The organism is Paenibacillus phytorum, from assembly GCF_013141715.1.
GTDB lineage: Bacteria > Bacillota > Bacilli > Paenibacillales > NBRC-103111 > Paenibacillus_E > Paenibacillus_E phytorum.
The window spans coordinates 1-24,176 of record NZ_WHOA01000038.1 but is presented as its reverse complement, the minus strand read 5'-3'; the positions used below and the strand labels follow the sequence as shown (position 1 = coordinate 24,176).

Annotated in this window: 26 protein-coding genes and 1 riboswitch; of the genes, 17 read left to right on the top strand and 9 right to left on the bottom strand. The window is 44.0% G+C overall.

Going from position 1 to position 24,176, the window contains the following annotated elements; translation table 11 throughout:
- Positions 1-21: 21 nt before the first annotated feature.
- The 3 genes from GC098_RS06425 (at position 22) to GC098_RS06415 (ending at position 2,576) form a co-directional block, all read left to right on the top strand.
- Entirely contained in the window at positions 22-1,122 is a 1,101-nt protein-coding gene (locus GC098_RS06425) for a GerAB/ArcD/ProY family transporter (RefSeq protein ID WP_171642063.1), read from the top strand.
- A complete protein-coding gene (locus tag GC098_RS06420) occupies positions 1,119-2,243 on the top strand; it encodes a Ger(x)C family spore germination protein (RefSeq protein ID WP_171642061.1) in 1,125 nt (374 codons plus the stop codon). Before GC098_RS06425 ends, GC098_RS06420 begins: the two co-directional genes overlap by 4 nt.
- Before the next feature lie 111 nt (positions 2,244-2,354).
- Positions 2,355-2,576 (top strand): hypothetical protein, encoded by a 222-nt coding sequence (locus GC098_RS06415; protein WP_171642059.1) that lies wholly within the window; start codon positions 2,355-2,357, stop codon positions 2,574-2,576.
- A gap of 522 nt (positions 2,577-3,098) precedes the next feature.
- Here the strand turns inward: GC098_RS06415 and GC098_RS06410 are convergent.
- Complete coding sequence (locus GC098_RS06410; protein ID WP_216625176.1) at positions 3,099-3,386, bottom strand: hypothetical protein; 288 nt, start codon at positions 3,384-3,386, stop codon at positions 3,099-3,101.
- 62 nt (positions 3,387-3,448) lie between these two features.
- Positions 3,449-3,527: riboswitch (ZMP/ZTP riboswitch) on the bottom strand.
- Positions 3,528-3,677: 150 nt separating this feature from the next.
- Here GC098_RS06410 and GC098_RS06405 point away from each other — a divergent pair.
- Positions 3,678-4,151 (top strand): GlcG/HbpS family heme-binding protein, encoded by a 474-nt coding sequence (locus GC098_RS06405; RefSeq protein ID WP_171642057.1) that lies wholly within the window; start codon positions 3,678-3,680, stop codon positions 4,149-4,151.
- Between the two features lie 61 nt (positions 4,152-4,212).
- On the opposite strand, the gene GC098_RS06400 is transcribed toward GC098_RS06405, so the two are convergent.
- From GC098_RS06400 to kduI, 4 genes are read right to left on the bottom strand one after another with little or no spacing between them, the layout of a single operon-like run.
- On the bottom strand, positions 4,213-5,043 hold the full coding sequence (locus tag GC098_RS06400; protein WP_171642055.1) for a sugar phosphate isomerase/epimerase family protein: 831 nt from the start codon (positions 5,041-5,043) through the stop codon (positions 4,213-4,215).
- Positions 5,044-5,796 (bottom strand): 2-dehydro-3-deoxy-D-gluconate 5-dehydrogenase KduD, encoded by a 753-nt coding sequence (gene kduD, locus GC098_RS06395; RefSeq protein ID WP_171642054.1) that lies wholly within the window; start codon positions 5,794-5,796, stop codon positions 5,044-5,046.
- An 18-nt stretch (positions 5,797-5,814) separates the two neighbouring features.
- Entirely contained in the window at positions 5,815-6,570 is a 756-nt protein-coding gene (locus tag GC098_RS06390) for a DeoR/GlpR family DNA-binding transcription regulator (protein WP_171642052.1), read from the bottom strand.
- A gap of 34 nt (positions 6,571-6,604) precedes the next feature.
- Positions 6,605-7,438, bottom strand: coding sequence for a 5-dehydro-4-deoxy-D-glucuronate isomerase (gene kduI, locus GC098_RS06385; protein WP_171642051.1), 834 nt, complete (start codon positions 7,436-7,438; stop codon positions 6,605-6,607).
- A 192-nt stretch (positions 7,439-7,630) separates the two neighbouring features.
- On the opposite strand from kduI, the gene GC098_RS06380 reads away from it, so the two are divergent.
- A complete protein-coding gene (locus GC098_RS06380; RefSeq protein ID WP_171642048.1) occupies positions 7,631-7,795 on the top strand; it encodes a hypothetical protein in 165 nt (54 codons plus the stop codon).
- A gap of 830 nt (positions 7,796-8,625) precedes the next feature.
- Here the strand turns inward: GC098_RS06380 and GC098_RS06375 are convergent.
- A complete protein-coding gene (locus tag GC098_RS06375; protein ID WP_171642046.1) occupies positions 8,626-9,522 on the bottom strand; it encodes a helix-turn-helix domain-containing protein in 897 nt (298 codons plus the stop codon).
- Positions 9,523-9,656: 134 nt separating this feature from the next.
- Here GC098_RS06375 and GC098_RS06370 point away from each other — a divergent pair, with 134 nt between their 5' ends.
- The 5 genes from GC098_RS06370 (at position 9,657) to GC098_RS06350 (ending at position 14,466) form a co-directional block, all read left to right on the top strand.
- Positions 9,657-10,493: a phytanoyl-CoA dioxygenase family protein gene (locus tag GC098_RS06370; protein WP_171642044.1), complete on the top strand. Its 837-nt coding sequence runs from the start codon at positions 9,657-9,659 to the stop codon at positions 10,491-10,493.
- 100 nt (positions 10,494-10,593) lie between these two features.
- Positions 10,594-11,415: an AraC family transcriptional regulator gene (locus tag GC098_RS06365; protein ID WP_171642042.1), complete on the top strand. Its 822-nt coding sequence runs from the start codon at positions 10,594-10,596 to the stop codon at positions 11,413-11,415.
- Positions 11,405-12,316 (top strand): AraC family transcriptional regulator, encoded by a 912-nt coding sequence (locus GC098_RS06360; protein ID WP_171642040.1) that lies wholly within the window; start codon positions 11,405-11,407, stop codon positions 12,314-12,316. Before GC098_RS06365 ends, GC098_RS06360 begins: the two co-directional genes overlap by 11 nt.
- A 107-nt stretch (positions 12,317-12,423) precedes the next feature.
- Positions 12,424-13,929: an alpha-glucosidase/alpha-galactosidase gene (locus tag GC098_RS06355; protein WP_171642038.1), complete on the top strand. Its 1,506-nt coding sequence runs from the start codon at positions 12,424-12,426 to the stop codon at positions 13,927-13,929.
- Between the two features lie 219 nt (positions 13,930-14,148).
- On the top strand, positions 14,149-14,466 hold the full coding sequence (locus GC098_RS06350) for a cupin domain-containing protein (RefSeq protein WP_171642082.1): 318 nt from the start codon (positions 14,149-14,151) through the stop codon (positions 14,464-14,466).
- Positions 14,467-14,867: 401 nt separating this feature from the next.
- Here the strand turns inward: GC098_RS06350 and GC098_RS06345 are convergent, their stop codons facing one another.
- Positions 14,868-15,476 (bottom strand): LysE/ArgO family amino acid transporter, encoded by a 609-nt coding sequence (locus GC098_RS06345; protein ID WP_171642080.1) that lies wholly within the window; start codon positions 15,474-15,476, stop codon positions 14,868-14,870.
- 130 nt (positions 15,477-15,606) lie between these two features.
- Here GC098_RS06345 and GC098_RS06340 point away from each other — a divergent pair, with 130 nt between their 5' ends.
- On the top strand, positions 15,607-17,064 hold the full coding sequence (locus GC098_RS06340; protein WP_171642036.1) for an aminotransferase-like domain-containing protein: 1,458 nt from the start codon (positions 15,607-15,609) through the stop codon (positions 17,062-17,064).
- A 16-nt stretch (positions 17,065-17,080) separates the two neighbouring features.
- Positions 17,081-17,506, top strand: coding sequence for a FosM family fosfomycin resistance protein (fosM, locus tag GC098_RS06335; RefSeq protein ID WP_171642034.1), 426 nt, complete (start codon positions 17,081-17,083; stop codon positions 17,504-17,506).
- A gap of 122 nt (positions 17,507-17,628) precedes the next feature.
- Here fosM and GC098_RS06330 read toward each other — a convergent pair whose 3' ends face one another.
- The gene (locus GC098_RS06330) at positions 17,629-17,973 is read right to left on the bottom strand and encodes a DUF1904 family protein (RefSeq protein WP_171642032.1); all 345 of its coding nucleotides are present in this window, start codon (positions 17,971-17,973) and stop codon (positions 17,629-17,631) included.
- Positions 17,974-18,154: 181 nt separating this feature from the next.
- Here GC098_RS06330 and GC098_RS06325 point away from each other — a divergent pair, with 181 nt between their 5' ends.
- Positions 18,155-19,054 (top strand): aminoglycoside phosphotransferase family protein, encoded by a 900-nt coding sequence (locus GC098_RS06325; protein ID WP_171642030.1) that lies wholly within the window; start codon positions 18,155-18,157, stop codon positions 19,052-19,054.
- 97 nt (positions 19,055-19,151) lie between these two features.
- Here GC098_RS06325 and uraA read toward each other — a convergent pair whose 3' ends face one another.
- Positions 19,152-20,420, bottom strand: a complete 1,269-nt coding sequence (gene uraA / locus GC098_RS06320; protein ID WP_312879998.1) for a uracil permease — start codon at positions 20,418-20,420, stop codon at positions 19,152-19,154.
- Between the two features lie 232 nt (positions 20,421-20,652).
- Here uraA and GC098_RS06315 point away from each other — a divergent pair, with 232 nt between their 5' ends.
- The 4 genes from GC098_RS06315 to GC098_RS06300 all read left to right on the top strand — a co-directional run bounded on the left by GC098_RS06315 (position 20,653) and on the right by GC098_RS06300 (position 23,884).
- Positions 20,653-21,960, top strand: coding sequence for a TrkH family potassium uptake protein (locus GC098_RS06315; protein WP_246358455.1), 1,308 nt, complete (start codon positions 20,653-20,655; stop codon positions 21,958-21,960).
- 150 nt (positions 21,961-22,110) lie between these two features.
- On the top strand, positions 22,111-22,458 hold the full coding sequence (locus GC098_RS06310; protein ID WP_171642024.1) for a hypothetical protein: 348 nt from the start codon (positions 22,111-22,113) through the stop codon (positions 22,456-22,458).
- 16 nt (positions 22,459-22,474) lie between these two features.
- Positions 22,475-23,266 (top strand): endonuclease/exonuclease/phosphatase family protein, encoded by a 792-nt coding sequence (locus tag GC098_RS06305; protein ID WP_171642022.1) that lies wholly within the window; start codon positions 22,475-22,477, stop codon positions 23,264-23,266.
- Between the two features lie 372 nt (positions 23,267-23,638).
- Positions 23,639-23,884, top strand: a complete 246-nt coding sequence (locus GC098_RS06300) for a helix-hairpin-helix domain-containing protein (protein WP_246358454.1) — start codon at positions 23,639-23,641, stop codon at positions 23,882-23,884.
- Positions 23,885-24,176 lie beyond the last annotated feature (292 nt).

Below are 24,176 nucleotides of genomic sequence, written 5' to 3'. Positions count from 1 at the left end.
TAACTCGGAGGGGGACAGCAAGTGAAAAAATATGGCTTGAATGAAATCACCTTCATGCAGTATATCTTTCTCAACTTTGGTATGGTATTGAGCATCGGTTTTTTGTCGCTGCCGCGCGTATTATCCGAACAAGCAGGTACGGCTGGCTGGATTGCTCTTATCATCGTTTGGGTTATTTCCATGGCAGCGAGTTTAATCGTCGTACAAGTGATGAAAAGGTATCCTGACGGGACTTTGCTGGATTTAGTGACGGTGTATTTGGGTAAAGGGGCAGGCAAAGTTGTGGCCATCCTATTTGCCCTTTATCTCTGTTACTACGGATACACAGGGCTTGTATATACCGTATTGATTATTAAACAATATCTTTTGCAGCAGACTCCTGCTTATATCATTATGATTCTGCTGCTCATTCCCACTTATGTCATTGTGCGAAACGGACTTCGCATTTTGGGCAGATATGTGGAATTGGTTATGCTTCTATCTTTATGGATTCCTATTGTGTATTTACTTCCGCTTAAGGATGCCCATTGGCTGAGGCTGTTTCCTGTACTTAAGGAGGGATGGGAGCCTGTATTCGCGGCGGTACCGAGCACTTTTTATTATCATATCGGATTCTCAACCACGTTTATCTTGTATCCGTTTCTCAAAAATAAACGGATGGCCTCCATCGGTCTTGTTATCTCGTATACACTAACAATGCTTATGTATTTATTCATTACCATTATCTGTTTCGCCTACTTCAACTCAGATGAAATTATGGAATACAACGAACCTACGATCAATGTATTGAAAACGATCGAGTTTACATTTATATCAAGGATCGAAGTAATATTTATTGCGTTTTATCTTCTTATCTTTTCATTGTCTTGGATACCTACGATGTACATGAGTGTTTTTTGTACAACTTGGCTAATCGGAAAGCAAGACCACCGTAATCATTTACGGCTGCTATGGGTGTTCATTGCCGTAGGCACGTTTTTCTTTATGCCTACTGTTTTTCAGAGTGAAAAGATGAATACTTTACTTGGTCAGATCGGTTTGGGTGTTGAGTACATAGCCCCTGTTTGTTTACTTTTATATGTAAGTGTACATGATCGATTTAGGTGGAGGAAGCACTTATGAACAAGCGGATGCTGAATGTTATATTCATCTTCTTGCTTGTTTCTTTCGTCCCTGGATGCAGAGATCGGTTGGATTTGGAAAATTCTACAAACAATCTTGCCTTAGGGGTGGATTTAGATAATGAAGACAACTTACTTTTTTATTTGCATAATCCCGTGTACGGCAGAGGTATTAAGAATGAAAATCTAGTACTCAAAGTAAAGTCGCAAACGATTCGACAAGCAAGGGGAAAACAGGATGAACAAGCACCAGGTGTAATTACAGGTAGAAAGGTTCAGGTCATGCTTATCGGAAAGCGCATCCTCGAGCACGAAGATTGGTTCCAGATGCTTGATGTCTTCTTTCGCGATATGAAAAATCCATTAACACCAAGAATCATCGCTGTTAATGGACCTATTTCCGACATTATGTACTTAAATCCGAAAGATCAACCCATTTTACCCTTAATGCTTCGGGGGATGATTGATACGAAGAGTGCTAAATCCGAAACGGTACAAACAACACTGCAGAATCTGCATTGGCAAATGGTTGAGAAAGGAGTAACGCCCTGTATCTCTGAAATTCAGTTGGACAAGGCCAAACGAATCATGCTGACTGGCGCAATGCTGCTGGATCATAAAGGGAAATTTAAAACTTCTCTGGACACAGAGGACACCATTTTACTTCAAATATTGAATAAAAACGCCAAGCAACCTGTTAACTTAACTCTTACGATTCCTGGGCATGAAAAGAGTGGTCCCATCCATACAGATCATGTAAGTATACTGGTACAAAGTATGAATACGAAGGTAAAAACCTCGTACCAACAAAACAAGTTTCGGTTTGATATCAACATTAAAATGCCCGTAGATCTCACCGAACTTTCATTCCCTTTTGATGTGCGAAAGAATGGAAAAGAATTAGAGAACTCGATTTCTAAACAGGTGCAAAAGAAATTCGTGAACCTCATTAAGAAGATACAGGAGCAGCAAATTGACCCTATCGGGCTTGGTCTCAACGCACGTGCACATGAATATAGACAATATAAGAAAGTAGAAGATCATTGGGGAGAAGCGCTATCAAAGGCTGACATTCATATTTCCGTTAAGGTAAACATACGAAGCATGGGGCCTTTGAAGTGACTGAACTAGGAGTTGGTACTCCGCTTTGAAAGATAGTTGAATGGATTGGAAGTAAAAGTTTGCGTTTTTCTTCTTATGCCTTTACACTTAAAACAAAAATGGAGTGGTGAAATGAGTAAAGGCAGAGTTTGGAACAAGGGTAAACGCAACGGAGGTGGCGGACCAGTGCCTGGAACGGGGTATAAGGAAAAGCTAGCAGCCACCATGCAAGCAGAAGGTAAACCAGTTGAGATTATCGATCTCAAGAACCCGATTAATCAGGTTCAACGTATGAATCGTGAGAATTGGGTCGAGAGACCCGTTCGCGTTAACCGTGAACAACCTAATAAATAAGGCAGATAAGCCTATCCAGTCACTTTATCAGTGTTGGGTAGGCTTATTTATTTTGAGGGTCAGGGAGAAGCGGAACTTAGCCATTGTTAAGAAGGGGAGATTCGTACTGGCTCGAATGAGATTATGGATACATGATACATGCATAATGCGCTCAGACGTATATTTTCAAACATTTGCTTGCTTACACGCTCATTCGTATAGTGTTGTTGCACTTTATACAACATTACGCTAACGAATCCACCTTATTATCGCGATTGTTGCAAAAAATACAACAATTCTAGCCGAAAGTAGCATTTTAGCAGGAACGAAGGCTATATTGTTGCAAAAAATACAACATCTTCACCCTTGTCCAGAAGAAATGATGGAAATTGTTGTACGCTGTACAACAAGACAAAAGACCAGGAATCCATTATCACTTCCCAACCTATTTATTACTCCCAATTCACATCAGAAATCTGACCCGCTTGATAGTAAGGGTAGTCCCTAGTAACAACGCACCTGTACACACAGAAACTTTGTATTTCACATTACCTGAGGTTTGGAGCCAAGTGATGAAGGCAGAGTCGAATCTAAGGCTTCTCGTTGCAAATCCGCCAGGTACAAACAGGAGATCATAAACCGATAGATTGGATAGACATGTTTTATCTTAACGATTAAGCCTCGGTCGTCCGTAATTTCCTCCTTATTGGAGCAGAAATCCCAAGTGACGTTCTCTTTAGCCCCCAAAATGCCCATCCATGTGATAGCTTCAAAGAAGCCAGCGAAGTCTAACGTGGTCATTCCATCGAATAGTACAAATGCCATTTTCATAAACAGCCACCTGACCTTTCAGTTGTCATAAAAGCACAAAAAAGCATTTGACTAAGGATCAAATACTTTGCCCAGGCGTACGGCTGTTTGCGATGTGCTCCCTCATGGTTATCCATGTTTACGCCAGTCACACATCGGTTTTATTTCTATAATCTTACAATTGCTCGCACCGAAATTCAATATCTTTTTTCAAGTGATGACCATGACTTAAACCTTTCACGTCCCCATATGAATGGAAGAGGCGTTTGTTGCGCACTTCATAATGGCCGATAAGCAGGGAGGGAATGACTTATGAAATCAGTTTTTAAGCTTGAAGTAGAGGAAGCGAGGGTCATGATCGCAGCAGGCATACAAGCGGCAATAGAATCGAATGCAGCCGAAACGATATGTATCGTAGACGATGGCGGGTATCTAATTGCGTTAGAAAGAATGAATGGTGCTCGCAATACGAGCCCAGAAATCGCAATAGCTAAGGCGTTTACAGCTAGCGGTCACAGGCGTTCTACGCATTTGTTCAATCAGCCTGGTGGTCCAGCGACTATCCATGGTGAGGCATTTGGTATTCATGCGATGATGCCTGGTAAATTTGCTATTTTCGTCGGGGGGCTTCCGATTGTGGTGAACGGGAGTGTCATTGGCGGAGTTGGTGTAAGTGGAGGGAATGGAGAGGATGACATTGCGGTGGGGGTTGCGGCGTTAAAGGCGCTGCAGTCTTATTTGGGTAACGCGTACGAAGTCATGACAGAGCCTGATATTAAGAAATAGGCGGCAGTTCATATAGAAAGGCCCCAGTCCCTCCAATCAAAGAGAGAACGGGGCCTATGTATTAACTTAAAAGGCTTCTTACATATTGAACGGTTTCGTCAATCGTCTCATCCGCAAGCTGTTCTAAAGAAATGTCGATCCCCGGTTTTACCCGATGCAGCTTTTCCAAAAACGATTTCGTTTGGAAAATACCCTTACCAGATCGTACTTCTTTCCGCTTGTCATTCTGAATAACAACATCCTTAAGATGGGCGAGGACAATCCGGTCACCGAAAGCAGCAAAGGCCTGATCCAGAAAAACTTCTTGCGATTCAACAGCAGCGGGTGGCAATAGATTCACTGGATCAAACACAACCCCCAAATTACTGGATGGAACCTCATCCAAAATCCGGACCATTTTATCGCAGCTAGATAATGTGTGAGTGAATACGGGTTCGAGTCCGATGAAGACACCCCAACGTTCCGCTTCCTCTGCCAATTCTTCAATTGTTTGCTTGAGGGTCTCCCAACCAATAGCCTCATAACGCTCGGAATCCTGCGAGAGGTACGTCGTTAAGTCAGCTGTTTCCGTCGCAACGATAGAAGTGCCGAAATCTCTAGCGAAACGCAGATGCTCTTTGAACCGGTTGATTTCATGACGCCGCTGCTGCGGATCAGGATGAATCGGGTTGATATAACAGCCAAGCACGCCAATCCGAATACCAGCACGGTGGAATTGCTCACCAATGTGGTTGGCCAGAGCAGGGCTGAGCCTGCCGAGGCTGGTGTCAAAATCACTGATTGCTTTGCTGAGTGCCAGTTGAACGAAGTCAATGCCTCGTCCGCTTAGCTTCTCTGTTAATTGCTTCAATGGAAGATGTCCAACGGCATGGGCTAATGTACCGATTCCCATCTATCTAGCCATCCATCCACCGTCCACGCATAGTACGTGTCCGTTCATATAATCCGATGCATTCGATGACAAGAACACAACTGGACCTTTCAAATCCTCTGGTGAGCCCCAACGGCTTGCCGGAATCCGATCTGTAATGGATTGTGTGCGTTTCTCATCTTTGAGGATAGGAGCTGTATTATTGGTCGTCATGTAACCAGGAGCGATAGCATTGATCTGGATACCTTTCCCGGCCCACTCGTTCGCTAATGCTTTGGTAACACCAGCAATAGCATGTTTACTCGCTGTGTAGCCAGGAACATTAATGCCTCCTTGGTACGTCAGCATGGAAGCGATGTTCACGATCTTGCCGCTGCCTCGCTCAATCATGTGACGGCCAATCAGCTGGCACAAGAAGAACGCAGAGTTCAAGTTCAGATCAATGACATCGTGCCAATCTTGACGTGCATGGTCAACAGCTGGCGTACGTCGGATGATTCCGGCATTATTCACGAGAATATCGATGCCCTCGTAGATGCCGATGGCTTTGTTTACAACATCCTCAAGGATGTCTTCGTTGCTAAGATCAGCTGCGATCAGCTCGGCTTTGCCGCCCAATGCTCGGATGGCTTCTACCGTTTGAACGCTTTCGGAAGAGGATACAGCAATGACGTTTGCGCCTGCTTCAGCAAGTCCAATGGCCATCGCTTGACCAAGACCGCTGGAAGCGCCGGTTACGAAGGCTGTTTTGCCTGTTAAATTAAAAAGTGTCATGAAGGATACTCCTTTTCACTATTGAGTTACGATCTGGATGCCAGCATCACGGTACTGCTTGGCAATATCAGCAGGTAGAGCACTGTCTGTTAGAATCATAGCCACCTCGGACAACGAAGCGAAAGTTCGTAAGGCACACTGGCCGAATTTGTAATGATCGGCAACGCCGTAAACCGTTGCGCTGGATCTAATCAAAGCACGTTTATAATCGGCATGATCACTCGTGTAGATGGTAAAGCCGTGCTGTAAATGAACGCCAGTGGCAGAAATGAACGATTTCTGAATGTTGAGCTTGCTCACATACTCCACGGCTTCAGGACCTGCGAGCATGTTACGCAGACGGTAGCCGCCTGGAACAACCAAGCGTATTTCTTCTTTATGCAAGAGCTCAGAGATAATAAATAAATCGTTCGTTACAACAGTAAGCGGCTGATTCTCCAGCCGCCTAGCAATTTCAAGTGTTGTACTGCCGCCATCGAGGGCAATAATATCTCTTGGTTGAATGTATCGAAGAGCAATCGTTGCGATTTCGGTTTTCTGATCGGCATGCTTTATGATCGGCTCTTTCGTTGAAAGTATGCCAAGCTGATCACTTTGAGCGAGTACCGCGCCGCCATGAATGCGGACAAGCAGCCCTTTTTCTTCGAGTTTAGCCAAATCTTCGCGAATCGTTTTACCTGTAACGTCCAGCCGTTCACTAAGCTCGTTAACGGTTACTTCTTTCTGTTCCAGGAGTATTTCCATGATGGTTTCATATCTGCGTAATGGGTTCATCGGTTGTCATCCGTTTCTAAATAGAGGTTACCGACTATTTTAAATCTTTCATGGCCACGGCGTCCATATCATCAAACATTTGATTTTCGCCAGCCATGCCCCAAATGAAGGTGTAATTGTTCGTGCCTACACCGCTATGAATGGACCAGCTTGGGGAGATGACAGCTTGCTCATTGCGCATAACTACGTGACGTGTTTGCTGCGGTTCGCCCATCATGTGGAACACAACTGCATCTTCCGGCATGTCAAAGTAGAAGTAAACTTCGGAACGACGATTGTGTGTATGAGAAGGCATTGTGTTCCACATGTTGCCTGGCTTCAGAAGTGTCATACCCATAACTAATTGACAGCTTTTTACGCCGCCAGTGTGGATGTATTTGTAAATCGTGCGCTCATTGGATGTATTGATGCTGCCTAAGTGAGTAGGCGTAGCTTCGCTGATGGCGACTTTCACCGTTGGATATGTTTGGTGAGCTGGCGTTGAATTAAAGTAAAATTTCGATGGCTCAGCAGCGTTATCACTAGCAAACGTAATATCCTTCGCGCCAAGACCAATATAAATGCAATCTTTGGAATCCATGTTGTAAACCGTTCCATCAACGGTGATCGTGCCTCTGCCGCCAACATTAATAATACCGATCTCGCGGCGCTCTAAGAAATAATCAGCAGCCATTTCTTTCTTATCAGCTTGCAGTTGAAGTGCGCCTGTAATAGGAAGCACGCCACCAATGATGAAACGGTCAACGTGGGAGTACACTAATTTAATTTCATTAGGTGAGAACAAAGAATTAATTTGAAACTCAGCTTGCAGGCGTTCAGTGTCAAATTGTTTAACTTCATTCGGGTGTGATGCGTAGCGGATATCCATTGGTTAATCTCTCCTCAAAATTGGTTTATTTATGTTGATATGTGTTCATATAGGTTTAATTTACTCCATTAACAGGGTTTAGGCAAGGGTTTTTGGACCTATGTTTCAAAAGTTTCAGTTAGGGTGGATAAAGTCTGAGCAATAAGTAAACAACAAACAAACGAGACTGTTTTACACTTAGGAGGTTATCACATGGATAAAAATCATTATTTCGATCACGTATGTAACGACACGATTCCCACTCTACCTGAGGAAGAGGCTACAACACCAACAGATATGCTGAGTGAGGCTGTTGAGGAAATCATGGATAATGTGAAAAAGGTGTTCTCGACCAGTGATCCTGATGATCAGGATTAGGAACTGAAAAGCTTCTCCCGAGGATGGGAGAGCGCTGAAAAAGGACCTTGTTGTCTACATGTGTAGATGCCAAGGTCCTTTTTTTCATTTTGGGGTTAGGGCTATAGAGCTGCTTTAGGGTAATAATGTTGTATTTTTGAGGCTGTCGATTCGATCATTATTCCTCCTCATAAATGGTAGGCATAACTCGAAAATTCGATTTTGAGTCGTTCAGCAGCTTTGTGAGGGTGGATTGAGCTTTCGTGGTAACCAGTGTTGTATTTTCTGCAACAATTTATACGCCTAAAGGCTATTTTGCATGTTGAAGTTGCAGTTTGTACAACATTTTGAACCCATTTCTTGCGAAATGGCCTGATTATGGCCCAATTGTTGTACATTCTGCAACATCGAAGGGAGAGAGGCGAGATTTAAGCAGCAATTGTTGCACTTTCTACAACATCGTTCAACCGTGAATAGAGATTCATTTACCCAGCAGCTTCAAGTGAGCCTATAAGACGATGGATTCCGATTTAAGACACCTTCTTGTAGAACAAGATTGGATAATAAATCGAAAGTCTCTTTTTTACACTATTAGGCTGGTAAACGCGGATTAGCCTGTCTCGGAGTCGTCTCAAAAGTAGATAAATCTACTTGCGACAGCCCCTTAGGGCCTACTGATCTTCTGGGAAATTCGAATTAGTATCTCTGAACGAAATTCATACTTCCATTGGATTTTTCCAATGGAAGCAGCAGACAGACTGCAAAAATCATAAAATGAGTTTTCATTTTTCCAATTAAGACTTATAGGACAGCCTCCACACGGATAAGTATGCGAATGTTTCAGCGTTACGTCACTTAGATGTAGATCGCTGAGCATCATTCCGGCCAGTTTGATTCATTCTCCATTGGATCGGGGTCATGCCTGTAATGCGTTTAAACACGGTGGCAAAATGTTGACTGGACGCGTAACCCAATTCATTGGCAATCTTTGTTACCGTATCCGTGCCTTCAACAAGCAGTCCGCAGGCATTTTTAATTCGTGCGCGTTCAATAAATACCATTGGCGGGAGCCCTGTGTATTCCTGGAAGGTGCGGAAGAAGTGGGAGGGACTGATCCGGACAAAATCAGCCATTTCTTCGATGGCGGGGCGCCATTGCGGCTCTTCCGCGATCCGGCCAATCAGTGCATCCAATTGACGCAATAGATCGTCTGCGAGAGAAACCATTTGTTGACTAGGCTGAAGAATTCGAAGCAGCATCCCTAGCAGCGCTTGGCGGGTAGAGGAGGTTCGTAATGGGCTGTTGGAATTTATCGCATTTCGCAACTGTATAATGTCGTCAACGGCTTGCAGACCAGTATGAGTAACTCTGGGCAGTGCCTCTAGTGCATGTCTGAAGCATTCACTCTCGTCTTGCGGCAAGCGCAACCAGTCATCCGCATGTGGTGGTGTGACGATGAACCACCAGAATCGACTGGGCTCAATCACGTTGAAGCCCCCGCGATGAACCTCGCCAGGACTTGTGTGAAACACGTCACCTGCTTTTGTCTCATAAACGTGCCCACCCAGCTCCCAGCTGGCTTTGCCCCGTTCAACCAAAACGAATTCGTATCCGTCATGCTTATGATAGGAAAGGGACAATGCCGACCTAATCTCATCGAACCCGAAAAGGAGCAGCTCCGGAACTCCTAGTATGCGATTTTCCTTATTGATGTCGTAAGTCCAGCGTGGACTTTGTTTCGCAGGCATGGGGAGGGACCTCCTCTACGTTCGGATGTTCTCATTTGTCTTATATGTTTCTCATACTACTTTGTAGCTCTGTGAACGTCAATCAACCAGGGATTAAGTATGATGAAAGCAAGACGTATAAGGAGGAATTTAAGATGACTTCGCAAGCAGAGAGAACATACAAAATTACGGCTCAGGATAAGGATACATTCAATCGCGACGGTTACTGGATATCTCCGAAACTGCTGGACGATGATCAAATCGAGCGGTTGCGACGTGCGCATGAGCGGGTTTGGGCCGGCGATTACGATGGCGATGGGCTTCCAATGAACCATTACCATGCGAACCCAAACCCCGATTCACTCCGTAAGCTAGATAATGGATGGTGGATCAATGACGAGATCCGAAAAACCGTCACGGATCCGTTTATCGGTGAGCTTACAGCCGATTTGCTGGAGACCGATGAAATTCGGCTGTGGCACGATCAAGTTATTTATAAGCCAGGTGTCGGCGACAAGGAGACGAAGTCCGGCAACGTGGGCTGGCATCAGGATTACGGCTACTGGCAATGCTCCAGCAATCCGAATATGGTGACCGTATGGATTGCGCTGCAGGACACGGATTTAACCAACGGCGGGATGATGACCATTCTCGGCTCTCACAAGTGGGGACTAATACCTGATAGCAATACGTTCTTCGATCCGAATATGGAGGAACTTAGGAACAAATATGCGGCAGGCCGCGAATGGGTTGAAGAGCCCTGCATTCTGAAGGCAGGTCAGGCAAGCTTTCATCACGCTCTTACGTTCCACGGGTCCGGTGCAAATAAGACGAATGAGCCTCGTATGTCTGTCGTTGCGCATCTGATGCCGGGTGGCACCAGCTACCGCGCAGGTGTGCAGCGTCATGACAATTCCCGTCTGTTAGGACCGCGCCCTTATCACGGTCAAGCTTTTGCAAATGAGTATTTTCCGGTTTTGTTTAAACGATAATTAAGGTGCAAAATCCCTTCCATACGAAGGGATTTTCTTTTTACCTACAGGCGGTTACAATTGCCTTAATGATGACACAGCTTTTCTGGAGATGAAGCACATGGCGAATTCGTTGGAACATCTTAGTTTTAATCATATCGATTCCGCTACGGTCGGTACGATTGTATATCCGCCGGGTGGCAGGTATGGTCCTCGCATCCAACAAGATATTCAGCTCGTTCTATTACATACGGGTTCTATGGAAGTGACCATTGATGGAGTCCTCTTCCGACTGGAGCCTGGCAATGTGGCACTTCTGAAGCCTGGGCACATCGAGCATTTTACATTTGCGGATGAACAGGACAGCTGGCATCGATGGGTGGCCGTAAGCGTCCAACCATTGTCAGTGGATGAGCTAAAAGCATTGGAGCAGGTTCCGTTTAGCCTCCCAATCTCTGAACACTTGAACCGAATAACAGACCTTATGCTTTCGATCCGATCCGAACATGCGGATACAGGGACTGTCATGCGAAGTCTCGGTCACACAGCGATTCAATTGTTTCTTACCGAGTTGTCCAAGGCGCAGCTGCAGCAAGACATTCATCCTTCTGTTTTACGTGCCAAATCATACATTCATCAAACATTTAAAGAAAACTTGAGTCTGCCCCTAATAGCCGCACATGCGGGAGTTTCGGATGAGCATTTGGTCCGGCTTTTCCGTAAATACGAGCAAACGACGCCGATCAAATATGTGTGGCACTATCGTGTACTGCGTGCAATTGAGTTACTAGCCCATACGGGTTTATCGATATCGGAAATTGCTCAGCGAAGCGGGTTCCAAACCAGTTACCACTTCGCGCGATTGGTGAAGCAGCAAACAGGTAAAACTCCTTCAGAAATAAGGACTTCATCTTGGGGGAAAGGAGATTCCCATGCAGAATAGCGGCAGCCTTTTTCCCGCCTTTTTGACCGAGCATCACTGCCATCCTCAGGTGATGGCGTATTATTTTAAACAATGGCAAGGCTTCAATATGCCCTTTCATCGCCATGATGCGGTAGAAATAATGTATACCATACAAGGTTACTGTGACATTGAAATCCAAACACTGAATACACAAACAGAGAGTGTTAGTCTCAAAAAGGGAGAGTTCATTATTATGGACGCAAATGTCTCCCATCGATTGATCGTTGATGAGGCTGCCCCCTGTAGAATGCTAAATGTAGAATTCCGCTTTACCCAGCAAAAAGGTGTGTTTCCATCTATTCATCAACTGGCAGCAGAAGACAAGCTGTTGGCTTCTTTACTTGAGGTCAAAACTCCTTATCTGGTGCTGCGCGACCCCGATGAGGTTTACCACATTATGAAAAGCTTGGTGCTTGAACTGGATAAAGCTGCCGCCAAAAGTGAAACGATGGTTCAATTGCTCATCGCTCAACTGCTCATTCGAATTGCGCGTCTTAGGCAAGAAGCAGCAAGCGGCGGCATGGCGCAAAGTGAGTGGTATGTGAAACAGAGCATGGATTATTTGCATCAGAACTATGACCGCGACATTCAAGTGAAGGATATTGCTGGAGCCGTAAATTTACACCCTGGGTATTTACAGCGGATTTTCAAATCGTTAACGGGGCAAACCCTTATGGCTTATTTAACCGTGATTCGAATGGAAAAAGCCAAAATGCTGCTGCTGGAAACCGATGTGCCGATTTCAGAAATATGCGATTATATCGGGGTTGGGAGCCGACAGTATTTTCATATGCTTTTCAAAGACTATACAGACTTAACCCCTACGGAATATCGTAAATCAATGGATACTTCAAAGTGGGAATATCCGGAAAAAAGTTAGGATTTTTGACAAATCATCTCCCATGAAGTTAGGAATTTGATAACGTTTTCTCTTTCGCGCTTGATACAATGTGAATTGTAGATTAAACGATAGAGAGGACGATAGAAATGTCATTTAAGGTAGCTTTTATTGGAGCAGGGAGTATTGGATTTACACGCGGATTACTTCGAGATTTATTAGCCGTATCTGAATTTCACGATATTCAAGTCGCTTTTACAGACATCAATCAACATAATTTAGATATGGTTACCGAACTGTGCCAAAGAGATATTCGAGAAAATGGATTGAAAATAGAGATTCAAGCTACAACAGATCGTAGAGAAGCTTTGAAAGATGCGAAGTATGTCTTATGTACGATTCGTGTGGGAGGTTTGGAGGCTTTTGCCACCGATGTGGATATTCCGCTGAAATACGGTGTTGACCAATGTGTAGGCGACACGCTATGTGCAGGTGGCATTATGTATGGTCAGCGCGGCATTTCGGAAATGCTTCGCATTTGCCAAGATATTCGGGAAGTAGCTGCGCCTGACGTGCTGTTGTTAAATTATGCGAATCCAATGGCCATGCTGACTTGGGCTTGCAACAAGTATGGCGGTGTGCGGACGATTGGTCTCTGTCACGGTGTTCAGCATGGGCATAAACAAATCGCGGAAGTATACGGCATGGAGAAAAAAGAAGTAGACATTATTTGCGCAGGCATCAATCATCAAACGTGGTATGTACAGATTCGTCACAACGGTCAGGATTTGACAGGCGGTCTGCTTGAAGCCTTCGAGAACCATCCGGAGTTCACGCGTACGGAGAAAGTGCGTATCGACATGCTGCGCCGCTTTGGCTATTATAGTACAGAATCCAACGGACATCTGAGCGAGTATGTGCCTTGGTACCGAAAGCATGCTAGCGAAATCCAAGATTGGATCGACATGGGCAGCTGGATTAATGGAGAAACAGGCGGCTATCTGCGCGTTTGCACGGAGGGACGCAACTGGTTCGAGACGGAGTTTCCGAACTGGATGAAGGATAAGGCATTTGTTTACGATGCCGAGAAACGCAGTGAAGAACATGGCTCTTATATTATTGAGGGTCTTGAGACAGGACGCGTCTATCGCGGACATTTCAATTTAGTCAATAACGGTGTCATCTCGAATCTGCCTGATGATGCGATTATCGAAGCACCAGGCTATGTAGATCGCAACGGCATCTCGATGCCGTATGTTGGGGACCTGCCGCTTGGACCAGCAGCGGTATGCAATGTGAGTATTTCCGTACAGCGGCTTGCAGTGGAAGCGGCCGTGCATGGCGATGATAAGCTGCTTCGTCAAGCGTTTATGATGGATCCGCTCGTAGGAGCCGTCTGCAATCCCAAAGAAATATGGCAGATGGTCGATGAAATGTTGGTCGCACAAGAGGCATGGTTGCCACAATATGGCACGGCAATTGCCGAAGCGAAACAACGTCTCGCAGCTGGGAACCTCGTTCCTACGCGCAGCTACGAAGGTGCAGCTCGTTTGAAAGTGAAAACGGTGGAAGAAATGCAGCAGGATCGTGAAGCTGCGAATAAAAATGCAGGGGAAGCGGACAAAGGGAAGGATCGCGCAGCTGTTAACACTTAATGTTCGTTTGGATTCAAGTATGTTCATTTAGGTGCTTTTCAGATATAATTAAAAAGTAAGTGAAGGACCGCTTGCGGTCCTTTTATTTGTAGATAAGAAAGTATAAGTTTTATACTTTTGCTTCGCATCTACCTTGACAAACGCGCTCGTCCCTGAAGGACGACGGAATCGTTTATCCTTGTTTCGTTAGATCGTTTAATTATGAAAGGGGTAAGTCAGATGTCTAATATTGGCGTATGGGAAGCAGCCGAGCCAGGTGTTCAGCGCTGCATTCTAAAAGCTGAGGTTGGTTTAATGATGATGGAGGTTCATTTCGAGCCAGGAGCCATTGGTTACCAACACAGCCATGTGCATGAACAAATGTCCTACTGCTTAAAAGGAAAAATTGAGTTTACTATAGATGGTGTTGTGACCGTTATCGAGCAAGGCCAGACGGTATACATACCAAGTAACGCCAAGCATGGTGTTACAGCATTAGAAGAATCCGCCTTATTAGATGTCTTCACACCGATTCGCGAAGATCTTGTCAAACGGTAACCAGTTGCGCTTGCAGCTGGTTTTTCTTTTCCATGCTCAAATTGTGAATGCGGTTGTTGTAATATCTACAACAATTCGCACGCCTAAAGGCTATTTTGCAGCTTGAAGTTGCAGATCGTACAACATTTTGAGACCAATTGTTGCAAAATCGCCTTTATCGGGCCCAATTGTTGTACTTGATGCAACAATGAAGGGAGAGAGGCGAGATTTGGGCAGCAATTGTTGCACTTTTTACAACATCAGTTGGCAGAGAATGTGGATTCATTCATGGATTCATTCATCCATTCATCCGGCAAGCTCAAGTGAGCATATGCGCCGATGGAATCCGATTAAAGACACTTCCATGTAGAAGTGGATTGGATGAATGAATCGACGGTCTCTGTTGTATTGATTAAGGTAAATTAAGCGAAGAATTGCATGCCCATATAGACAGCAACAGCCCATATCATACAAGCAGAAACCTTGTTTAATTTGGTAATGAATTGACCTTTAGGATCACGCTTGCCCACTAGGCGTCCTGCGAACGCTAAACCGAAGAACCAGAGCCAGGAAACTAGAATAACGCAGACAATGAACACCCATTTTTCTCCGCCAACATATTGTAAGGAATTTGTGCCGATAACTCCAATCGTATCCAGTATTGCGTGGGGATTCATTAATGACACGGATGCTGCAAACAGGATTTGTTTTTTTGGTTCATTTTCACGTTGTGATGTCATCGAACCAGGTTTACTCCTCCAGAGTACCCACCCCATATAGATCAGGAAAAAGAATCCAAATCCATAGAGCGCTGCTTGAAGCCAAGTGAAGGTTAATACGACGAAAGAAACGCCTAAGACTGCCAATAAAATAAGGATCGTGTCACAAACCGACGCCGTGAGGATGACAGGAAGTGCTTTAAGGTAAGAGGGCCCACGGGCACCTTGGTTGAATACGAAAACATTTTGTACCCCTACAGGCAGAATGAGCCCAAAACCTAAAATAAGCCCATGTAAAACAGTTTCGAGCAAATCGATCTCTCCCATCTATAAAACTATTCTTCACTAGTATAGAGCAAATCAATCGGATGTCTCCCTCCAAATGGATGGCGTATCACCCAACCAAATGTTATATTTGAGTGAGTTAGGAGAGGATCACAGCATGGAATGGAAACCGGACTTATCGTCGGAAACCCCTTTATATAGTCAGATTAAAGATTTTATTAAAAATAAAATATCGCTAGGCGAATGGGCGGTTGGGACCAAAATTCCCTCACAGCGTGCGCTGGCTGAACGCTTTGACGTCAATCGAAGTACGGTTGTTACCGCGCTGAGCGATTTGATTGCCGAGGGGTTATTGGAGGGGAACACCAAAGGGGGGACTAGAGTCATCAATAACTCTTGGAACCTTTTAGCTGCTTCGCCTCCCCCTGACTGGAGCTCTTATGTGCAAGCCGGCACTTATTATCCAAACCAGCCTGCCATACAGCATATTAATCGTGCGGAATTTCAAGATGGCATTATCCGTTTGGGGACTGGAGAGCTTTCACCGGAGCTGCTTCCTTCTGAAGAAATGAAGAAGATTTTTGAAAATAGTTCATTGAATCCTTTCTCATTGGGCTATGAAGAACCTAAAGGAAATCAGTATTTGCGGGAACAGATAGCTGCTTACTTGCAAGGAATTGGCGTTCAAACTTCGCCCTCCAATATCCTTATCGTATCTGGCTCGCTCCAAGCGTTACAGCTCATATCCATCGGACTACTGCAGCGAGGTTCTTCCATCCTTTTGGAAAAGCCATCCTATCTGTATTCGGTCCATGTGTTTCAATCTAGTGCAATTAAGCTGGTTGGCCTACCCATGGATGAAGAAGGCATTCAGACGAATCAGATTAGCCGTTACAAAGAAGGCTATAACGCTTCGCTGCTTTATACCATTCCTACTTTCCACAATCCTACCAGTAAGCTGATGTCAGAGCCAAGACGTCAAGAGTTGATGAGAATCTGCGCGGATGAGGGACTCCCAATCATTGAGGACGATGCCTATAGGGAGCTTTGGTTTGAAACTCCGCCACCTCTACCGTTAAAGTCTAGGGATCCTAATGCACTAGTCCTCTATTTGGGGAGTTTGTCGAAGACCTTAAGTCCAGGACTCAGAATTGGTTGGGTGGTTGCCCCAGAACCGGTTATTGATCGATTGGCTGATATCAAAATGCAGAACGATTACGGCTCGAGTTCGGTATCCCAATGGGCAGCAGCCGAATGGCTTGGTAGAGGCTTATATCAAGAGCATCTGGTCTATGTTAGAGAACAACTTAAACGAAGACGGGATCTAACTGTTCAGTTGTTGAAGACCAATTTTACGGAGATTGCTTCATGGTCAGTGCCGGCAGGCGGTTTCTACATCTGGGTTCGCCTCACCGTGGATGTGCCCATGCAGATGCTGTTTGAACGTGCTTTGAAGGCAGGGATTTTGCTGAACCCCGGTTCGATTTATGATAGAAATGCGGGAAGTTACTTGCGTATTTCCTATGCCTATGCCAAGATTCATGAGCTTGAATGGGGGATTGAGTATTTGGCGGAGATGATTAAAGAGTTAGTTGGGGTCAGTAAAAATAAATAAATTCCGAGGTGATCGGGTGTCTATTAAAGGTTTGAATCATTTATTATTTTCTGTTTCTAATTTAGAGAATTCGATTTCGTTTTATCAACAAGCTTTTGATGCTAAGCTGTTAGTTAAAGGAAGAAGTACGGCCTATTTTGATCTGAATGGCATGTGGATTGCCCTGAATGTAGAACAAGATATTCCGCGTAATGAAATAAACCATTCCTACACTCACATTGCTTTTTCAATTGAAGAAGCCGACTTTGATGATCTGTATGAGAAACTAAAGAAATTACATGTTAACATCCTTCCAGGTCGTCCAAGAGGCGAGAAAGATAAGAGGTCTATTTACTTCACTGACCCAGACGGTCATAAGTTCGAATTTCATACAGGTACTCTACAGGACAGATTAGATTATTATAAACAGGAAAAAACACATATGGTGTTTAACGATGAATAAGAATTTCTAATTTTAGAATTTAAAAAGCAAAGAGCCCACGGTGAAACATATCGGTCAAGGTTTAATAGAGAAAAGGCACGCTAAAAGCGTGCCTTTTCTTATTCTTTTTTCATTCCATTTAGTCATGTAATTAAGAAAGGTTCTGAATGATTGGTGATTAAGGGTTGTCCTTCTTTATAGTACAAATGAGGGGATAGCAGGATAAAAAAGATATGAACATCGCCAAAGCCATGCTCACTTAAAATCGTATAGAGTTCTTTAACGATGCTATCATGCAATTCCTGATCTCTTGGGAACATATATATTTCTAATGATAGAGGAGAGTTATTTAATTGTTCCACAAGAAGAAGTTCGATTTTTATTTTTTCTTGCACAACGCCCGTTAACTTCGAAAATTGTTGGATGATGGTGCTTGAAATCGAAGCAATGAAATCCTTTTGAAAACCTTTAAATCTGAGAAAAGGCATATGGGTTCCTTCTTTGCAAAATGGTTAGCGAATTTACTTATTTTAATAAAAAATGAACGTAAAAACAAATCCTATATTTAGATGAAACCATTCTCATAGTTAGATAAGTACCTAATCTGGACGATTTATCTTATAATGAGATCGATCGTACTACAATTTGACTATTGTGGGGGCAAAGATAATGAGCAGCTTACCAAAACAATTCGTTCAAAGATTAAGAGACGTCCATAAGGTGAAAGCCGAAGAATGGTTGAGAGATTTTGACATGCTTATTTACGATTGCGAAAAGCGTTGGCAAATGAAAATGATGCCCCCGTTTGATTTATCTTTTAATTTTGTGGCTCCTGCCGTACGGAAAGACGGAACTGAAGTTGTGGTAAAACTCGTCATTCCAGGTGATGAATTTGTATCTGAAGTTGATGCCCTTACACTTTTTAATGGGAATGGCATTGTTAAAATCATTGATGTAGATATCGCAAAAGGGATTCTTATTCTTGAACGATTAATTCCTGGGCAAACACTTGCCTCATTAGAAAACGAGGAGGAAGCTGCACATATAGCCTCACAAGTAATGAAGAAATTATGGATTCCTGCACCTTCTAACTTATCTAGCATTCCAACAACTAGGTATATGGAAGAGAAATTAATCAATATTTATAAGAGAAATACAGAAGGTCTAGGTCCTATAACAAAAGAAATACTACAAGAAGCAGTGGACACTTATAGATCAATGAACGCTATGCCGGATAAACCATTTTTACTTCATGGAGATTTACATCATTACAATATTTTAATGGCAGCTAGGGAACCTTGGTTAGCGATTGATCCTAAAGGGTTGATTGGAGACAGAGAATACGACGTCATTCAGTATTTATTAAATAAATTGCCTAATGGAGATTCAACACATGTCATTGAAAAGCGTATTGATATATTTGTAAAAGAGTTGAATTTAGACAAAAAAAGAATCTTATCGTGGGGGTTTGCACATTCTGTTCTAGCAACCTGTTGGACAGTTCAGGAGGATGGTAGGTATAGCGAGCCTTTTTTTGATGCCATCCATGTATTTAAGAGGTTGAAGTAGATATTGCGAAGACTCATATTTTAAAAATTAAAAAATGGCTGTCCCTCGGGTCTGTTAAGACTTAAAAGGGATAGCCATTCTTATTACCATTTGAGCTTTAGTCGTTAGAAAGTTTGAGAACCTCCAGCAGCTTGAAGAACAAGCTGAGCAGAATGGCAACTATGGTGGCCAGTGCCATACCTTTTAGTTCAAAATGTCCCAATTTCAGCGTTGCCCCGCTAAGGCCAATAACAAGAACAACGGTTGTTAGAATCAGATTGACCGGTTTGGAATAATCGACTTTGGTTTCCACCAGCATGCGGATCCCTGAGGCAGCGATGATACCGAACAGCAGCAAGGAAACACCGCCCATGACCGGAGTAGGAATGGTTTGAATCAAGGCTGAGATTTTCCCGACAAAGGAGAGCACAATCGCCAGGATCGCTGCTCCTCCGATAACCCACACCGAATATACGCGGCTAATCGCCATGACACCGATGTTTTCACCGTAAGTAGTATTAGGCGTTGAGCCTACTAAGGAGGAAAGCATCGTAGAGATGCCATTTCCGAGTAAGGATCTACTTAGTCCAGGGTCTTTGGATAAATCTTTGCCTACCATATTCCCGGTAACAATCAAGTGGCCAATATGCTCGGCTATGACAACTAAAGCGGCAGGAGCGATGATTAGAATACTCGCCAGATCGAATGTTGGGCTGTAAAATGTAGGGAGTCTGAACCACTGAGCAGCTCCTAATGTTTCGCTAATATGCACCAAACCAAGCAGTGTTGCAAGTACGTAACCGACAACGATGGCTACCAAAATCGGGATGACCTTCAAAAGTCCACGAAAGACAATGGAACCTACTACACCTACCAAAAATGTAATAATAGAAACCGATATAACGATAGGATCAGGAACCCAGACTTCTTTTAAATTAGCCGGCGGAATAAGTCCTGCCATAGTGGCGGCTGTAGGTACCAACTCTAAACCGATAACAGAAACGATCGCTCCCATCGCAGCAGGTGGAAATACGACGTCAATCCAGCGTGTCCCCACGACACGAATCAACAACGCTATGATTGTAAAAATCAAACCGACAACCAGAAACCCGCCTAACGCTGAACTATATCCTTTGGAAGCGATGACGAGGAAAACAGGAGAGAGGAAGGCGAAGCTTGACCCCAAAAAAGCGGGGATCTTTCCTTTTGTAATGAAAATATAAAGCAAGGTGCCTATCCCGTTCATCAACAGAATAGTAGCTGGATCGACATGAAACAAAATAGGGACCAGCACGGTGGAGCCAAACATAGCAAATAAATGCTGTAAACTAAGGGGAATACTTTCGCCTATGGAGGGGCGTTCATCTACTTGAATAATACGAGACACGGTTGGAACTCCCTTCTTAAACTTATCGTACGATATCTTACCATAATTCGGATGAAAAAAAGAAATAATTATCAAAAATTCTATTAAACTATTTAAGGGCATGTCATCTTGTTCATGCTGTCTTTACTTTGTTCCTTCCAGATTATACAATAATCGCACAATCATATGCTAATGGAACCTTTATATGTTAAATTATTCCAATAAAAAATTCCGATGGGGTCCGCCTCAAGTAATGGCGATCGGATTCGTAGTGATGATCTTAGTCGGTGCCGTATTACTATGGCTACCTATCTCTTATGTTGACGTAGGCAGACTAACATTTATTGACGCCTTATTTATGGCGACTTCCGCTACTTGTGTTACTGGGCTGTCCGTGATTAATACAGGAGCACATTTATCGGCTTTTGGGGAGATTGTTCTTATTTTGCTAGTCCAAATTGGCGGTCTCGGCTTCATGACGATGTCCACGCTAATTGCACTCGTACTCCGCCGCCGTATTTCTTTTCAGGAACGTCTCATCTTACAGGAAGCGATGAACCACGATTCAACGGAAGGTATAGTCCATCTTATTCGCAAGGTGTTGATCTATGCACTATACATTGAACTAGCAGGCGCGCTGTTGTTCGCACTTCGCTGGTCATTTGAAATGCCAACCGGCCAAGCGATATACTTTGGCATTTTTCATAGCATCTCGATATTCAACAACGCGGGGTTCGATCTGTTTGGCGGTTTACCTAATAGATTAGGAAGTCTAATGCATTATGTAGAGGACCCGTACATTAATATCGTTTCAATGCTGCTTATCATTTTAGGCGGAATCGGATTTATCGTTATCTCTGATTTGCTTACATACCCTAAGAATAAAAAACTAACGCTGCACAGCAAGGTTGTCCTAAGTGCCTCCGCGGCTCTGATATTGGTAGGCACACTGGTGATCTTTGTGTTTGAGTACTCGAATTCCCTCACACTGCAGCCGTTGTCCACCATAGGCAAAACGCTCAGCGCGATGCTGCAATCCGTGTCATCACGTTCAGCGGGTGTGAACACGGTCGATATTGCCTCGATGAGGCAAGCTACGCAGTTTTTTATTGTTATCATGATGTTTATCGGAGCCGCGCCAGGTTCTTCCGGTGGGGGGATAAAGGTCACTACCTTCGTAATCCTCGTCGGAGTGGTTTACGCAATGGTTCGAGGCAGGGAAGAAATTGTACTATGCCACCGAAGAATTTCGAAGGATCGGATTTATAAAGCTATTACATTTACTTTGCTCTCCTTTATCTTAATCTTACTTTCGACAATGATCCTTTCGATCACTGAGAATTTCCATTTCTTGGGTATTTTGTTCGAGGTTACTTCGGCGTATGCTACCGCAGGAATGTCGATTGGATTAACCTCGCAGCTCTCGGGATTTGGTAAGGTGTTTATCATCATTTTAATGTTTGTCGGACGTCTTGGTCCCGTCACATTGGCCTATACCTTGTCGCCATTGCCGAAAAAAGAGGCATATCGTTACCCGGAGGGGAAGATCACGATCGGCTGACAGAAGAGCCTGCGCGATTCCTCATTTTAACGAATTTCTACCTCTTTATCATTCTCCTCACGCAGAAAACCTTGATATGACAAGGTTTTTTTTGTTTTTGAAGGAAAGTCTGAGAAAAATATAAGTAGGCGGAAATCGTTTTGTTTACGGATGCTGGAAGCGCTTTTAATATATCCTCGAACGATGGATATTCGGATCGACAAAACGGCACCAGTTATTGAATTCTCGGGCGAACGTTCGTATACTGTACAACAAGCGGTCTATATCGGCTGCACAGGGGTGTGCGCACTCATTCGTCAATTTATGGCGGACGATCAGGGGATTGCAAATGGGCTTTACAGCAAGCTTCTGAATGCGCAGGAAGCAGAGAAGCGAGGGAATCTAAAGGCCAAGGAAGGCATACTCCACGCTTTCCTTAACCAAGTGGACGCCAAAAGCGGCAAGAAATTGACGACAGAACAAGCACAAATTCTTAAAAAGTTGGCAGGTTATTTGTAACTATTGGAGGAGAACAATGGATATAACCGTGATGACGTTTAACTTGCGGGTTAATGTCAAACAGGATGGTGACAATGCATGGCCGAACCGTATCCATGAAGCGGCTGAGGCCATACAAAAAGCAGGGGCAGCGATTGTTTGCACGCAGGAGGGAACGCACGCTATGCTGCAGGATCTGCAGGCGCAGTTATCGGATTACGACTGGCTCGGTGATGGCCGTCAGGGAGGGAACGAAGACGAGCATTGCGCCATCTTCTATCATCGTGGTTTGCTGAAGCCAGTCGAGAGCGGGAACTTCGGTCTATCGGAATATCCTGAACAGCTCGGTTACTTGAGCTGGAACACTGGTTGTCCGCGAATATGCACCTGGGTACGATTGAGGCAGCAAGACGGACAGGAGTGGTACGTGTTCAATACTCACTTGGATCATATCAGTGAGGAAGCTAGAACGAACGGCATCCAGCTTATTGTAGAACGAATCCGCACCATGGACGGTCGAGATGGGATTCCTGCAATGTTGATGGGTGATTTTAACTGCGGCCCAAGCAGCGATGTAATCGAAATTCTGACACAAGCGGGGCTTTGTGACGCTTATGGCGCGGACGAACATGTAGGCTGCACCTGGCATGATTTTAACGGCGGCGACACGGGAGAGCCGATAGATTACATTTTCGTTACTCCCGAAATTCATGTGAATTCAATCAACGTCGATAGAAACATGTACAACGGTCGCTATCCGTCGGACCATTATCCAGTCGTGGCGAGTGTGCGATTCAATGAAAAGCTTCATACTGCAGGGAATCGGTAATAAAACAAAAAGGGAAAGAACTCTGATGTTATCCATCAGGAGGGCTTTCCCTTTTGTCAAGGAGCTGCCGCGGCGGCTCTTTTTTGATTATTAGACAAGAGTCTATAGGAAAGCTGCGACTTTCCTAGCATCAACCATATTATGGTAAAATAGTTGCGTGGATTTTATTATAAGAGGAGGGTGTTTGAATTGATATTTTCAAAAAATAATTTTTATGGAATATATGCAGTAATATTAGCGGTAGTATCTATTTTCACACAAGAAATAGTCACTTTTATTATGCTTGGATTCATTTTCATGGCTTTGTTGAATATTAACACTACGCTGCAAAAGATACTTGAAAAATCAACTAAAAACTAAGGAGAACTTTATATGCCAAAGAACAAAAACATTGAACCTAATCATATGAAAATTGACGACGGGCAGGTATCTGACCTTCCGAAGTTAAGTAGTCCAGCACATCGAGCACTTGCTAGTGCTGGATACTTGCGGCTAGAGCAGTTTAGCAAGCTCACCGAGGCCGAGGTCTTGAAGCTGCATGGTATGGGACCAAAGGCACTGGAACAGATCCGCCATGCCCTCGCCGCCAAGGGCCAATCGTTCGCCGACGGCTCTTGACGCGCGAATGTCAATTCATATGAAGGAATAATTATATGCGTGTATGTATCTCAGAAGATGATCTGCGGGGACTAGTTCTCCAGTGCAGACCAATTCATGGGTATTTTGGACATCTGTTATAGACCATAACATCGGGGTTCGCCGCCTTTATAGAATACCTATATTAACGCGGTAATTTGTTAAGGGAATTAAATGGAAATATAGCCTGTTGAAATTTATCAACAAGCTGAAGTTGCACTACGTACAACAATTTCCTTGATTTCTGCTTGGCAAGTTCAGAATGTTGTAAATT

Excerpts from the sequence above, each read along its gene's own strand:
- GC098_RS06330 (WP_171642032.1), bottom strand. The coding sequence starts at position 17,973 with ATGCCTTTTCTCAGATTTAAAGGTTTTCAAAAGGATTTCATTGCTTCG.
- GC098_RS06310 (WP_171642024.1), top strand. The coding sequence starts at position 22,111 with ATGCTGGAAGCGCTTTTAATATATCCTCGAACGATGGATATTCGGATC.
- GC098_RS06410 (WP_216625176.1), bottom strand. The coding sequence starts at position 3,386 with ATGAAAATGGCATTTGTACTATTCGATGGAATGACCACGTTAGACTTC.
- GC098_RS06365 (WP_171642042.1), top strand. The coding sequence starts at position 10,594 with ATGGCGAATTCGTTGGAACATCTTAGTTTTAATCATATCGATTCCGCT.
- kduD (WP_171642054.1), bottom strand. The coding sequence starts at position 5,796 with ATGACACTTTTTAATTTAACAGGCAAAACAGCCTTCGTAACCGGCGCT.
- GC098_RS06350 (WP_171642082.1), top strand. The coding sequence starts at position 14,149 with ATGTCTAATATTGGCGTATGGGAAGCAGCCGAGCCAGGTGTTCAGCGC.
- GC098_RS06370 (WP_171642044.1), top strand. The coding sequence starts at position 9,657 with ATGACTTCGCAAGCAGAGAGAACATACAAAATTACGGCTCAGGATAAG.
- GC098_RS06390 (WP_171642052.1), bottom strand. The coding sequence starts at position 6,570 with ATGAACCCATTACGCAGATATGAAACCATCATGGAAATACTCCTGGAA.
- GC098_RS06400 (WP_171642055.1), bottom strand. The coding sequence starts at position 5,043 with ATGGGAATCGGTACATTAGCCCATGCCGTTGGACATCTTCCATTGAAG.
- kduI (WP_171642051.1), bottom strand. The coding sequence starts at position 7,438 with ATGGATATCCGCTACGCATCACACCCGAATGAAGTTAAACAATTTGAC.
- GC098_RS06415 (WP_171642059.1), top strand. The coding sequence starts at position 2,355 with ATGAGTAAAGGCAGAGTTTGGAACAAGGGTAAACGCAACGGAGGTGGC.
- GC098_RS06305 (WP_171642022.1), top strand. The coding sequence starts at position 22,475 with ATGGATATAACCGTGATGACGTTTAACTTGCGGGTTAATGTCAAACAG.
- GC098_RS06300 (WP_246358454.1), top strand. The coding sequence starts at position 23,639 with ATGCCAAAGAACAAAAACATTGAACCTAATCATATGAAAATTGACGAC.
- GC098_RS06420 (WP_171642061.1), top strand. The coding sequence starts at position 1,119 with ATGAACAAGCGGATGCTGAATGTTATATTCATCTTCTTGCTTGTTTCT.
- GC098_RS06380 (WP_171642048.1), top strand. The coding sequence starts at position 7,631 with ATGGATAAAAATCATTATTTCGATCACGTATGTAACGACACGATTCCC.
- GC098_RS06315 (WP_246358455.1), top strand. The coding sequence starts at position 20,653 with ATGGCGATCGGATTCGTAGTGATGATCTTAGTCGGTGCCGTATTACTA.
- GC098_RS06340 (WP_171642036.1), top strand. The coding sequence starts at position 15,607 with ATGGAATGGAAACCGGACTTATCGTCGGAAACCCCTTTATATAGTCAG.
- GC098_RS06355 (WP_171642038.1), top strand. The coding sequence starts at position 12,424 with ATGTCATTTAAGGTAGCTTTTATTGGAGCAGGGAGTATTGGATTTACA.
- GC098_RS06375 (WP_171642046.1), bottom strand. The coding sequence starts at position 9,522 with ATGCCTGCGAAACAAAGTCCACGCTGGACTTACGACATCAATAAGGAA.
- GC098_RS06360 (WP_171642040.1), top strand. The coding sequence starts at position 11,405 with ATGCAGAATAGCGGCAGCCTTTTTCCCGCCTTTTTGACCGAGCATCAC.
- GC098_RS06325 (WP_171642030.1), top strand. The coding sequence starts at position 18,155 with ATGAGCAGCTTACCAAAACAATTCGTTCAAAGATTAAGAGACGTCCAT.
- GC098_RS06405 (WP_171642057.1), top strand. The coding sequence starts at position 3,678 with ATGAAATCAGTTTTTAAGCTTGAAGTAGAGGAAGCGAGGGTCATGATC.